General features: G+C 47.4%; 11 protein-coding genes. 5 read left to right on the top strand and 6 right to left on the bottom strand.

Translation table 11 applies throughout. The features are described 5' to 3' along the window. Positions 1–68: 68 nt before the first annotated feature. The gene (locus tag BZG81_RS12270) at positions 69–908 is read right to left on the bottom strand and encodes a 2OG-Fe(II) oxygenase family protein (protein WP_077460876.1); all 840 of its coding nucleotides are present in this window, start codon (positions 906–908) and stop codon (positions 69–71) included. A gap of 191 nt (positions 909–1099) precedes the next feature. On the opposite strand from BZG81_RS12270, the gene BZG81_RS12265 reads away from it, so the two are divergent. Then, positions 1100–1480 carry a glutaredoxin family protein gene (locus tag BZG81_RS12265; protein WP_077677511.1) on the top strand — a complete coding sequence of 127 codons (381 nt, stop codon included), beginning with the start codon at positions 1100–1102 and terminating at the stop codon, positions 1478–1480. Between the two features lie 123 nt (positions 1481–1603). Here the strand turns inward: BZG81_RS12265 and BZG81_RS12260 are convergent, their stop codons facing one another. Together BZG81_RS12260 and BZG81_RS12255 are read right to left on the bottom strand one after the other, a co-directional pair. Next, positions 1604–3019, bottom strand: coding sequence for a Na+/H+ antiporter NhaC family protein (locus BZG81_RS12260; RefSeq protein WP_077677510.1), 1416 nt, complete (start codon positions 3017–3019; stop codon positions 1604–1606). Next, positions 3016–4176: a trans-sulfuration enzyme family protein gene (locus tag BZG81_RS12255; protein ID WP_077677509.1), complete on the bottom strand. Its 1161-nt coding sequence runs from the start codon at positions 4174–4176 to the stop codon at positions 3016–3018. The genes BZG81_RS12260 and BZG81_RS12255 overlap by 4 nt, the downstream gene beginning before the upstream one ends. Positions 4177–4410: 234 nt before the next feature. Here BZG81_RS12255 and BZG81_RS12250 point away from each other — a divergent pair, with 234 nt between their 5' ends. Then, positions 4411–4923 (top strand): hypothetical protein, encoded by a 513-nt coding sequence (locus BZG81_RS12250; protein ID WP_077677508.1) that lies wholly within the window; start codon positions 4411–4413, stop codon positions 4921–4923. A gap of 89 nt (positions 4924–5012) precedes the next feature. After that, positions 5013–6932, top strand: a complete 1920-nt coding sequence (locus BZG81_RS12245; RefSeq protein ID WP_077677507.1) for a putative bifunctional diguanylate cyclase/phosphodiesterase — start codon at positions 5013–5015, stop codon at positions 6930–6932. On the opposite strand, the gene BZG81_RS12240 is transcribed toward BZG81_RS12245, so the two are convergent. Beyond that, the gene (locus BZG81_RS12240) at positions 6933–8291 is read right to left on the bottom strand and encodes a hypothetical protein (protein WP_077576138.1); all 1359 of its coding nucleotides are present in this window, start codon (positions 8289–8291) and stop codon (positions 6933–6935) included. A 480-nt stretch (positions 8292–8771) separates the two neighbouring features. Next, positions 8772–9716 carry a chemotaxis protein CheV gene (locus tag BZG81_RS12235; protein ID WP_077460871.1) on the bottom strand — a complete coding sequence of 315 codons (945 nt, stop codon included), beginning with the start codon at positions 9714–9716 and terminating at the stop codon, positions 8772–8774. A 415-nt stretch (positions 9717–10131) separates the two neighbouring features. On the opposite strand from BZG81_RS12235, the gene BZG81_RS12230 reads away from it, so the two are divergent. Together BZG81_RS12230 and BZG81_RS12225 are read left to right on the top strand one after the other, a co-directional pair. After that, on the top strand, positions 10132–11061 hold the full coding sequence (locus tag BZG81_RS12230) for a chemotaxis protein CheV (protein WP_025744876.1): 930 nt from the start codon (positions 10132–10134) through the stop codon (positions 11059–11061). Positions 11062–11343: 282 nt separating this feature from the next. After that, entirely contained in the window at positions 11344–11649 is a 306-nt protein-coding gene (locus tag BZG81_RS12225; protein WP_077460870.1) for a DUF496 family protein, read from the top strand. A 48-nt stretch (positions 11650–11697) separates the two neighbouring features. Here BZG81_RS12225 and BZG81_RS12220 read toward each other — a convergent pair whose 3' ends face one another. Continuing rightward, positions 11698–13413 carry an IucA/IucC family protein gene (locus BZG81_RS12220; protein WP_077677506.1) on the bottom strand — a complete coding sequence of 572 codons (1716 nt, stop codon included), beginning with the start codon at positions 13411–13413 and terminating at the stop codon, positions 11698–11700. Positions 13414–13524 lie beyond the last annotated feature (111 nt).

Raw genomic sequence — 13524 nt, 5'->3', positions numbered from 1 at the left:
GGGCGAACGATAGGGTTTTAACGCTGCCGAGGCAATATCTTATCTCGGCAGCTATTGGAGGCCTAAGGTTAAATCACGCCCAGCTCACGTAGACGTTCCATTAAGTAGCTTTTCGCAGTGTGGCGAGAAGACAACACCACTTCTGGTTTGGGATGCAAAAACAGTGGTAAGGAAATACGTGCTTTAGTTTTATCCGCCCCCTCAGGGTTTATCACGCGATGGGTGGTTGATGGGAAATAGCCGCCCGATGCCTCTTGCAGCATATCACCAATATTGACAATCAAATTGCCAAAATCACACGGTACATCCAACCAACTACCATCTTTGGCTTTCACCTGCAGGCCCGGCTCATTCGCCGCCGGAAGGATAGTGAGCAAGTTAATATCCTCGTGCGCAGCGGCCCGGATTGCACCTAGCTCTTCATCACCGTTTAACGGCGGATAATGTAATACGCGCAGTAACGTCTGTTCGCTCCCCGCAATCATACTCGACAGTGATTGTGAGTAGTGCTCACTGACGCTGACAGGCGATTGACGCTCAACCCAAGACAACAAGGTTTCAGCTAAACTGGTCGCTTGTTGATAATAAGATTGCAGGTTATCACGTCGCGCTTCAGGACACTGCCCCCAAGGGTAATAATGAAAGAACTCCTTTAGATCACGCTTGGTATGGCCTTTCGCCGTTTCCGCAATTTTAGCGGGGAAAAAGCCATCTTGCGTGTCTGACTTAAAGGTGAAATCGTGCTTTTCCTCGGTGTTAAAAAAGCCTTCCCACTCTTGGTAAATATCAGCGACTCGCTGCTGTTGTAGCGGGTGGTTTTTAAGAACGCCAAAGCCTGTTTCACGTAAAGATTCAACAAAGGCTTGCTCCGCATTCGGTGCTTGGAAGTCAATAGCTTGCAGTATCATAGGGTACTCGTAATCGTTTGCTTTTTATCGTGAGGTTGTCTCATGCATAGTCTAACAGCGCGATCGAGAGGCACAACGCGATTCTGTACTCAGGTGGAAACACTTTATTTCCATACAGGAACAATATGTTAACGATGAGCAAACGTGTTTGGCGTGTTACACTCTGGCTTTATTGAACGCATGGAGGTTATATGGGCGTTATTCGTTGGATCCTTGGAAAAATTATTCTCGTTGTCGAGGCCTTAACCAAACCTAAGTCTCCCAAGTTAAGTGCCGAACAAACACAAGCACTTGAGCGGTTGTCAGAACAGTTCACACTCTATCAATTTGCTGCATGCCCGTTTTGTGTCAAAGTTCGTCAGGCGAGTCGCAAACTAGGGCTACCTTTGGCGGTTAAAGATGCCAAACGTGATATGGCCGCACGGCAAGCGCTTGAGCAAGGTGGTGGCCGTATTAAAGTGCCCTGTTTGCGTATCGAAGATGATGCTGGAGACACGCGCTGGATGTACGAATCGGACGACATTATCGCGTATTTAAATCAGAAAACAGCACCCATCATCAACAAGATCTAGTCAATCGTTTAGAGGGGGTTTTTTTGGTGACAACGCCCCTGCTTGCCTTTACGCCTCAATGCAGTAACAACGCTTGCATTGAGGTTATTCAGCCGCCCGCGCCATCGCTTGGGCAGTCTCTCTTTAAATACTCCCTAAGACCGCAAATGCCACTGTGCTGACAGCTCCCACGACCATAACGTAAGGAAATTGCGTACGGATATGATCAACGTGATCATTGCCTGTTGCCATCGACGCGACAATGCCGGTATCACTGATTGGTGACGTCATATCGCCAAAAATCGCCCCAGATATCGATGCGCCAATCATTAAGTGCGGGTCAATGCCTGTCGCAGCGCCAACCTGAATACCTATCGGGATCATGATTGCAAACGTGCCCCACGAGGTCCCGGTCGCCAGTGACATGATAGCGGCAATCACAAAGACAAAAGCGGCTGATAATCCCGCAGGCAAAATGCCATCAATCACCTGAGTGATGTAGTGTCCCGTATGTAAGTCTGCCGATAAATCCCCCATTAAAAATGCCAGCGACATAATTGCCCCCAGAGGCATCATATTGGCGTATCCGGCTAACAGGTGGCGGAAAAAGGCATCTAACGACAAGACACGCGTGCCGATAAAGAAAGCCATCGCGACCGCAGTCCCTCCCATCACCGCCCAAAAAACAGCAGTCGAGCCAGACCCAGAGGCAATATCGCCATTACCGGTGATAAACAGGCCCACCGGCACCATTAAAATGGTGCTCAGTAACGGCAGAACAAAATAGCTCACTTTGCCTAGCGGCTCATCATCGCGCTGATGATCGCCAGCAATAGGAAAGGCGCCCTCACGCAGTACTTGCCCGGCTGCTGCACGTTGGTCAGCTTTCGCCATTGGCCCCCAACTCGCCCCAGTGAGCACATAAAACAGCACTGCTAGCAAGGAGAGCCACGCCATTAAGTTGTAAGGAATAGCGTGCAATAGAATGTTGAAGGGCTCCCCTTCAACATAACCTTTGCTGACTTGCACGCCGATAATCGCCATCATCGCGGCACCCCAACCATTGATCATCACACTAGAGCAGGTCGCGACGCAGGATGACTGGATCACATAGGCGAGCTTCTCGCGAGAGACGCGATAGTGATCGGCTAAATCACGACTCACCGTCCCCGCTGACATAATGGAAATGGAGCTTTCAATAAAAATCAGCATGGTGGTGACCATCGCGAGCAACTGCACCGCAATCGGATTTTTCACCAATTGAGCACGCTCGGTGAGCGCATGAATCACGGCCCGCGTGCCACCAGTGACTTGGATAAGACGAATTAATCCACCCACCATAAAACAAAACAAGATGGTGCGCGTGTTTCCCGCACTGGCAAACACACCAATATAACTATCCAGTGCCTTGGCGACGCCAGCGAATGGATTGAAATTGGCGATCACGGTATAACCCACCATCGCCCCTGTCAGTAGCGACAGAATGACCTGACGCGTGACCACCGCAAGCACAATCGTGACCAGGGGCGTCACCACCGTCCAGACGCCATAATCGGTCATGATGCCTCCTGATCGAGCGCATACAGGAGATCATCAATCAAGTCACGACTGTCTTCAATGCCGACCGAGAGCCGGAAGGTGGTATCGAAAACCCCCATCGCCTCGCGTTCCTCTTCACTCATGGAGCCGTGAGACATGGACGCTGAATGGTTAATCATACTTTCCACACCACCCAGCGATTCCGCCAAGATAAAGTAACGTAAGCGGCTTAAAAATCGCTCGCTTTCGACCCGCGTGCCTTTTAACTGAATGGTGACGACTGCTCCCCCTGAGCGCATTTGCGTCTGACAAAGCGCATGTTGCGGGTGTGACGGTAAGCCCGGATAGAAAACCGCTTCAATGGCAGGGTGGTTTTCCAGCGCGGTCGCAACGTTTAGCGCATTATCGCATTGACGCTGCATACGCAGATCGAGCGTTTTTAATCCGCGTAACGCGAGATAAGCATCAAATGGCGAGGCAATTGCGCCGACCGTGGTTTTGGCAAAATCAATTTTTTTCGCCAAGGTTTCATCTGCGGTGACCAGCGCGCCGCCAATCATGTCAGAATGCCCACCAATGTATTTGCTGGTCGACAACATCACAATATCCGCCCCCAAGCTCAGTGGCGTTTGGTTCCAGGCGGTCGCAAAGGTGTTATCCACACAGGTTAATAAGGCATGCTCGCGGGCAAACTGGCAAATCGCAGCAATATCAACCAGTTCTAACAAGGGATTCGTCGGAGTTTCAATCCAAACSATGGCAGTACTTGGTTTGACGGCTGCCGCCACGGCGTCCAAGTCATTGAGATCAACATAATCGACACTGAGTCCGTTATTGCGGGCGCGGAGTTTGTCGAACAAGCGATGTGTACCCCCATACACACCACGCATCGCAATAATGTGCGCGCCTGCGGGTAGCAGTTCTAAGGCCAAGGCTGTCGCAGCCATCCCCGAGGCCGTCGCGGTCGCATAACAGCCTTGCTCGAGCGCCGCCAACGCACTCTCGTAAGCATATCGTGTTGGATTGCCAACACGGGAGTAGCCAAAGTCTGCTTGATGGCTCAGATCGGGCTGAATAAAGCTACTGGCGGTATAAATCGGAGTAAAAGCCGCATGGTGACCTTTGTCGGTTTGATCACCACCATGAACAGCAAGGGTAGAAAAATGAGGATTTCTCATGTCAGAGCTCTTTATTGGTATAAAAAATCGTTAAAATGGCAAATATAAGTCATTATCACGACTATAAAACATAATGACATGATAATACCCGCACAAATAAAAACTTTAACAGAATTATATTCTATTACGTTCTATATAATAACTGAGGGCATGTTAGCGATTTATCCGTACTTTCTTGAGGAAGTTACCCGCTCAAGCTAGGTTTAAAAAATAACAGCACAAGGAAGGAACAACATGGTAACCATCGAGAGTGCAACGACACAGTCGCATAAAAAGCGCAGCACACACTTTCTTTTGATAGCGACAGTATTCTTGGCATTGCTAGCATCACGTGTTGAAGCTACGCCAATGCTGACGATATCCGGTGACGTAGCAAAACAAACGCTAACCCGTGAACAACTCATTCAGCTGGCGGATCGCACGATCAAAACACAAACGCCATGGACCGAAGGAGAACAGGTTTTTCTTGGTGTCTCTGCCCAAAAACTGTTAGAAACGGTGAATAAGCCCGCACATAGCCTCAAAGCCTATGCGCTGAATGATTATTGGGCGACAATTCCGAGAGACGATATCAAAAAATATAATCCCATCTTCGCGATTAAAAAGAATGGCGACTGGATGCGGGTTCGAGACAAAGGTCCCATTTGGGTTATCTATCCACTCTCGGCCTTTAGCCAACTTGAAAATGAAGTACTACACAGCCGAATGGCATGGCAAGTCAATCGTGTTGAAGTGTTAAAAGAGTAGCGTCCAGCGCCTATATTAAAAAGCACAATGCGGCGAAAAACAGCCGATAACACCACTTGAGATAGAGAGTTGATGAGGTACAAAGTCGAATGGTAAAGCGCCCTCTTATTGCTTTTGTTATGTTTGTCTTCACGGCTCTACTCTTGACCGCGACGGCGCTTTATCAATTTCATCAAGCTTATACGAAACAAACACTTCATACCCAGCTGTCTGCCTGGGCACTTGCCCAAATGGAATTAGAGACCCTCGAGTTTCGAAATGACTTGGCACTCTATCTTGTCGAGGATTCAAGCCCAAGACGATCACTGCTTCTTACCTATGACATCTTATGGAGTCGGTACGATACATTTTTAAGTAGTCAAGAAACAGCGGCAATGCGACGCGCTTTCAATGCCCAACCTATTGTGGAGCGCGCTTTTCGACTCATTCAACGGCATGAGCAGGCTGTGTTAAACGGTGATCGAGAACGGCTTCAAAATTTGCTCAATGAAATAGACATTGTGCTTCCCCAAATTCGTAACTTGATGGTGAATAACTTTACGGGTCCAGCCTCCATCGAACAGCGCGCATTTCTCGATGAGAAAATCAAAGTGATGTACGCTGCAATGTTCATACTCACATTAGTATTGATTTTTTTCGCGTTTCGCCTGTATCGCAATAGCAGCAAGCAACAAGAATTGGCGTGGCAGGATCGCCTCACCGGCTTACCCAACCGAAACTATCTTCTGGACTGCCTGTATAAAGCGGTCCAGCAAAACCGTATACATACCTTACTGTTGATAGATATCCGTCGTTTTAAAGACATCAACGATTTGATGGGGTATGAGCAAGGGGATAAGGCATTAACAAAACTTGCCAGTCAGTTAAACAGCATTTGTTTGCCTTATGGGTATCCATGTGCGCGTGCCAGTAGCAATGAGTTTGCAGTGCTTGCTTACTCGGATGGTCGTCATCTCAGCTTTTTCACCCAACCATTATGTGACTCACTACGTCGTGCTATTGACAGTATTTATCCAGGCCATCGATTGTCCTTGGCAATAGGTATCGCAAAAAGTCTTGATGTTGATGCCCACTCGGGAAACAGTCACTGGCAGTTAGCCAATGAGTTGCTTAATAACGCTGACCTTGCCTTAATGAGAGCTAAACAAGCGCCTGTCACGAAAGACAGTATTGACACCTTTAAAACGGAGTATGAACAAGAAGCGCAACAACGTCGTAGGCTCCGCGATGAATTAAAGGCGCACTTGATAGACCCATACCAAGATGCGCTTTATGTCGCTTTCCAGCCTATTGTATCGGCAGATCCAAATCGATTAGGTTGCGAGGCTTTAGTTCGCTGGCATCACCCTGAATACGGGCCAATTAACCCGGAACTTATCGTAAATGTCGCCGAAGAGTCAGGGCTCGGGCAGCGCTTAGGTAAATGGATACTGCAACAAGTTCATCACGCGCTCAATACAGAATGGCAAAGTATCAATACGCATATTGATATCGCCGTTAACCTTTCCGATTCATTTTTCAATGAGTCCTTAATTGCTGATGTAATAACGATTTTCGCCAAACACCCAGAACAACGCAAACAACTCATTTTTGAAGTCACAGAAACAATGACCATTGATGATATCGGTCGATTCAGTCTTTTGATGAACCAGCTTCGTGATGTCGGGATCCGTATCGCGCTTGACGACTTTGGAACCGGCTGGTCGTCCATGGCAGTGCTCAATCATTTAAGCTTCGACAAAGTCAAAGTCGATCGCTCATTTGTCACTGGCATGGCAGATATAACACGACAGCAAGTGCTCGTTGATACCATTTGCCACATGGCCCACCAACTTGGTATCCATGTGGTCGCCGAGGGAGTTGAAACTAGGGAGCAGTTAACCAGCCTTCAGCAAATGGGGGTCGATGAGTTTCAGGGTTATTTTTTCGCCAAACCCCTATCAGCAATAGACTTTTATGCATTTTGTATTGACTACCTGAACCAGAAGAACGTATTACTTTCCAAGTAATCAATCAAAAACCTCTTCAATATCAACAACTTTTGACCTATTTACTGTGATTTTCCAGCGCTGATAAACGGTTGACTGACCTTTAATCCGTTGGCAGCTGATCAGATTAAATTGATGCCGTTTTTCCACCGAATCTTTTAGCACTTGTCCTTCATTAAGGCGATACAAGCGTTGGCTACCGCGGTCCATTAACCGAGAAAAAGAGCGAAAGTCAAATTTCCATACATCTCTGGTGGTGTCGTATCCCGATAAAAAACGGGTCGTTTCTAGTTGTGTTTTTACCTTAAGTCGTACAACCGCTTCTTCTCGCTGACGCAATTTACCACGGCGTAGCTTTTTCACCTCATCAGGTAAGGTGTTATAGTCAAGGTAATCAAGCCATTCAAGCTGTCGCCCAATTTGCCTATTCGACGTCGGATCAATAAAGCGCTTACGCCATTTGGGGCGACCTCTACGGATCCACCGCCAAAGCGCTTCACGCAAATCATCTTTAAAGATCTCACGTAATGCATAGATCCCTGCCATTGCAAGCACAAAAGACAACGTGATTTCTCCCAGATACTGACGAGCATGAATAATCACCGTGGTCACAAAGAGCATCACAAACGCGGTCGCTGAAGCCTTAGCAAGCTTATTCAGATTTTTGCCCAAAGCCTGTGGAATTTGTCGAATCGTGACAGGAAATTCAATCAATCGGCGTGCTAAACGCATCTTATTGACCATACGCGTTGGATCGCGCACCGCTTTATCCGAGTTATAGCGATTAACCAGTCGATGCGCCTCTTCAGCCTGACATAGCTCAATCAATTGTTGACGGACCGTTTTATACACGTTCCCACGTGGCATATGCGCAAGTAGCGAGAGGAAACGCTGTTCCGTCAACCATGACAAGTAATTATCAATGTTATGATAGTACTTGAGCAGTTTGGTATCTTGCGGTTTATAGCGGCGTAAACGACGCAAAATTTCAACCGCCATTTCAATGGTATCTTCTAACTGCTCAAGAGCATCAGCGTCATCAAGCCCTGATACGGACTCAAAAAAGTCATGCGTCGCTTTTTCCAGTGACAAGGCGTATTGATAGGCATAAAGACTCAAGCTGACGCGATATTGCTCAGTAGGAAGTTTATCGCGACTGGCTAGACGGGCATGAACGAGCGGTAAGTGATAGCGGGACGTGAAATAAGTACGACTATTAGCAAGCACGCGGTAGTAAAAATCGTCTTCAGACAGCACATGTTTACCAAACTTCAGTTCGCCAGGCACGAAAAGGTAGAATGCCACCTCTTGCGCACTCACTTCTTCATTAAGCACCGCTATCCTAACTGACAGCCCTTCATGTTTGTCTACCGTGATCACGACTACTCTCCTGTGAACGCCACCCTGTTTATGCCGCGCCAACCCTGTTACGCGACCGCGCTATGTCTCAACCAAGCAAGATCTTTTAACGAAACAGGCGCTTCGCCTTCGTGTCGCGAGTATCGCATATTTGCTAAGATTCTGTTTGAAAACTTAGGCTCTGTTTAAAAACGCAGATCCTGTTTAGAAACGTTATCACCGCTCAAAACAATATGGTTAAATTTTAGCCAAACCGTATAAATTAGGTTTCCTTCCCGCTCTTACCTGACGTGTTTCCATTACTTACAAAGAAATTAACGAGGTTATCCACAGATACGGTAGATAACTTTATGCCCCGAACGCTAAATGTAGTTCAACCAACACCATATCTAGTATGCGTTTTAGCGACCCACGAATAATGGTCGTGGCCAGATCCTCACAATGTCATACAAAAAAAAGCGAGCCACTGCCCGCTTATGTATTCTCAGACGCCAAGGCTATTTAACTTGCCACAACCTGACGTAAGCGCTCCTGTACCACATTCACTAGAAGATCAGGTTGGAATTTGGAGATAAACCGATTACACCCTACCTTCTCAACCATTGCTTCGTTAAAACTGCCACTCAACGAGGTATTTAGTGCAATGTACAAGTCACTCATTCGGCTATCAGAACGCACTTCGTGCGTCAGTTTGTAGCCATCCATTTCTGGCATTTCTGCATCGGTGATCATCAGCAAAATTTCGTCACTGACATTTTTGCCTTCATCGCACCAGCTCTTCAGCAAATTCAATGCTTCAGCACCGTTTTTCTTGATGATGCACTCTACGCCAAACTGCGACAGTGTTTCACTGACCTGCGCTCGTGCCGTCGATGAGTCATCCACGACCAATACACGCTGTCCAGCCATGTAAGGCGTAATTTGCGGATCAAGCACATCTTCTGACACACCGACTTCATAGGCGACAATTTCTGCCAAGACTTTTTCTACATCGACAATCTCAACCAAACGAGTTTGTCCATCAAAATCTTGGCGAGTAATCGCGGTCAGGTAGTTATTACGGCCTGAGCTTGCCGGCGGCTCCATGATTTCATCCCAGCCCATATTCTTGATATTAATCACTTGACCCACCAAGAAGGCTTGAATAGTGCGATTGTATTCCGTCACGATGACGTTGCACTCATCAGACATCCCGATGGTTCCCATACCAATCGACTGGCGTAAGTCAATCACTGGGATCGATTTACCTCGGATCATCGCCACGCCACGAATATTAGGATGCGAGCCCGGCATTTGGTTGAGCTTAGGCACCTTGATAACTTCGCGGACTTTAAAAACGTTGATGGCAAAAGGTTGGCTAGAACCTAGATAAAACATTAACAGCTCAAGGCGGTTCTCACCCACCAGCCGTGTCCGCGAATCTACCGAATCTAAAATATTGGTCATAGTTCACTCAACCGTCGTGTTACTGCTCATTCGCATGTATCCGGACACGTATATTTGCTTATCGACGTGCCGCTGTTCACGACTTTTCTATTGTGCTCTGGGCACCGAGACAAAAAAAAGCCTAGTCTTATTTTAGGTAAGATATGGCGACAGGCAACCTATTTGCCCATATTAGGCGTACCTTTCGCCTTACAGCTTACCCGTTTTAGTCCCTCATTTTAACAAAAGGTGCGAAGAAAAAGCGTGGCTGACACCACGTTTAAATGAGACTATCAATAAGTTTCAAATATGAGACAATACGGATGGATTAGGTATCTTTTCCCGAATCAGCCCCTATCCTTGTATAAGAATAGGTGAACAATGCTAAGGCTGTTACCATAACTAAACGATTGACGATTACACGCAGAGTGATGCTATGAAGAGCAAAGCTAATCAAGCACAAGGCATGTTGATGTTCCGCCTCACCGCCACCCAATCTTTCGCGATTGGTACGCTAAAAGTGCGGGAGATCATTCCTTTTCAGCCGCTCACGGATTTGCCCGGCTCCCATCCAACGGTGATAGGGACCACCAGCTTCCGTGGCATCGCCACCCCCGTGATTGATATGGCGAAAGCTATTGGCTACAAGCCTGTTGCCAAGTCCGAGTGGGCGTCTTGTTATATCATCGTCACGGATTGCCAACGCCGCGTGATGGGTTTTTTGGTACGTGGAATCGATAAAATCAGCGAATGTGATTGGCGCTCTATTTCTGAGCCGCCCGAAACCTTAGGAACGCGCGCGTTCTTAACCGGTGTTATGCATATCGACGATAAACTCGTACAGCTCCTTGATGTGGAATACATCATGGAGCATATTTTCCCATCCGATCCCGACAAGCTCCATCCTATCTTAGCCGATGTGGATCGTGAAAAACTCAAGCCGATGAATATCCTGCTAGTCGATGACTCCTTAACCGCCAGAAGACAGCTTTCTGAGGCATTGGATAGTATTAACATCCCCTATTTTGTGACGAATAACGGCCTAGAAGCGCTGCAAATGATGAAAAACGCCGCATCAGCCGGCAAGCCGTTTGACATCATTGTCAGTGATATTGAAATGCCAGGCATCGATGGCTACGAGCTGGCGTTTGAAATCCGTAATGATGATAAATTGGCAGAAGCATACTTAATCCTGCATACCTCATTGTCCAGTGACATTAGCGTTGATCGTGCTAAACAAGTGGGCGCCCATGAAGCACTCACAAAGTTTGACGCCACCGAGCTGGTACAAGCGATGTTGCGCGGCGCCATGATGAAAACATCGGGTTCATCGGTCAAGTTAGAAGGTAGCCCAACCGACTATTGACGGTCATCGGGCGGGCCATGGCTGGGATTGATATGTGTCATAACACTGTCAATGTCAGCCTGTTATCTTTGCCACCATCAAACAAGTTCATCGAGATGTAGGATGGTCGAAAAGGTGTTCGCCTCAGGGTATCTCAGTATCAAGGCTCATACTGACTCTTCTATCGCCCTCTCGGCGACTCAAGTGACCAAAAACTCCCCACCTCAAGCGGAAAAAGGCTGGGTTTGCTGCCGCGCTTGTGGTTTAATTTTTTCATACTTCAAAAAATAGAAGGCGACTATGATGACCAGCGTATACGAGATCGTTAAGCATTCACGACAAAAGAACAAGCTAAAACGCGAAATCCAAGACAACGACAAAAAAATCCGAGACAACCAAAAACGTGTTGTCTTACTCGAAAACTTGTTGGATTACATCCAACCAGAAATGTCGTACGAAGATATCGTCGAAATCATCAAGAACATGAAAGGTGATTATGAAGACCGCGTCGATGACCACATCATCAAAAACGCGGAGATTTCTAAGCAACGCCGTGAAATCAGCCGCACCATCAAAGAGCTCACCAAGCAAAGCAAGAGTGGGAAGTAATCCCGTTGCTTAACCGACTAAAAGAAACCCGCCAAAAGGCGGGTTTTTTTAAATGGCGAGAGGGTTAGCGATAGGCTCACCAAACATGGGCAACGGCCGTTCATTGCTATCATCGTAACCAATGTTGAATCTGACCCGATTGATACACACTTTCTCTTTGGTCTCACTCAACACATCAAACAACCTAAATCGCTCACCAAGCTCAGGGTGTGCTTGTTGATAGCGACGAAGGGTATCACCTAATTGACGATAGAATGCAGCCTCGCTTATTCCAAGAGATACAAACCACGGCGAAATAAACCGCAGTGTGGTGACGAAGTGTCCCGTGTATAAGTCATGCACCAGATAGTGTGGCGGTAAGTGTTTGATCGCCGCTCGCACGGCTTTATCCAAGCCATCCAACTCTGGAAACGGTTGATCGACAAAGCGTAAGTCACCATGAAAGTCTTTGATCATGCAGCCCACAGGGATATCGTCTTCAAGTACCACGGTAATGTTTTGTCCGTGGGCGACGAGACCAATCCCGTATTGACACAGCAAGTGATAAAGGGGCACAACAACGTGATCAAACAAACGCTGCAACCATTCGTTAGGTGTTAACGCGGTGCGCGTAATCAGCGCTTCCACACAACTTATCCCATCGCCTCCGGCTTGCATCAACGTCGCCAAACTCATAGGTCGCTGATTCGATAGCAGCAAGCTTTCCGCACGTTCACGCCAAACACATCCCAACATCTCATGGTATTTGTAGCAACTGTCTATCTGCGCCTGATAGGGCTGTGGGCAATATACCCCTGCCACTTCTTGTTGCACGTGCATGCCAAGACGGGACAGTAGATCGTCCTGATTCACACACTCTGAGAGCCATTTTGACAGCACGGGGCCGTGCGCAATAAAGCTGCCGGGCACGCCGCGATAGCAAGACGTATTAAGGATCGTCAGCGCGGTTTTAACATCGTATTTTCCTTGGTTATCCGCACGACTCAAGGTGCGAATAGACTGTTGCGCTAGCCACTGCTCAGGACGCGTACCTAAATCAATTATCTTTCCAGAAGCAATTGAAGAAGCGTATTGGCTGTAGATATAACGCTGCATCTGCCAAGGATGAACCATCATGATAAGGTAATCATTCTTATCCGCCGGCAAGCGCGACATAAGCGCGTCATAAGCAGCTGGCGATAGTGTATCGATGAGCAAACTTGCCTGATCCAGCCCCTCACAAAAACCATGTTGTGCGCAGTCTCGATGTACAGCGATATAATGCAAGGCAAAAACGTTACCGTATTCAGGTGCATACTGCTGGCTCTCTTGCTGTCCCCAGCCTAACCGGCCTTTGTTGGCAAGAAACGTAGGGTGTGCATCCAAATAGGCCTGGCGAGCCGATTCAGATAACGCGACCAGCTCATCGGCTGGCATAACATCTAACATTGCAAGATGTTGCTGTTCGGCGCTGAGGGTTTCTTGTAACTCTTCAATCAGCCCACCGAGGTGGAGTGGCGTCATCTTAATCTCTGGCTGTAAATCTATTATTAGCGCGATGAGCTCGGGCTGATGATTATCCCCACGTGACACACTGCCGATATCCACAATCACCATGCCCCATAGGCTCATGGTGGCTGAAAACGACCAGTTCGCATTAGGGAGAGTGAGTTGATAGTCGCGCCCTTCGGTATGAGAGACGGTAATCGCGTTTTCAAAATGAAGCTCTCTGATGGTTTTTGCGAGCAACTTCTGATTGGCTGCTTGCCAATAATTCCCCTGCATTTCCTATGTCCTTTATGCGTTATTTTTCACCAATTTAAGTGAAATGTGGCAATTCGGTTATCAATGTATTGACATAAGTAATAAAGATCAATAATCATAATGATATCCATT

Source organism: Salinivibrio sp. MA607 (assembly GCF_001996245.1).
Lineage (GTDB): Bacteria > Pseudomonadota > Gammaproteobacteria > Enterobacterales > Vibrionaceae > Salinivibrio > Salinivibrio costicola.
This window is presented reverse-complemented; position numbering and strand designations above follow the sequence as displayed.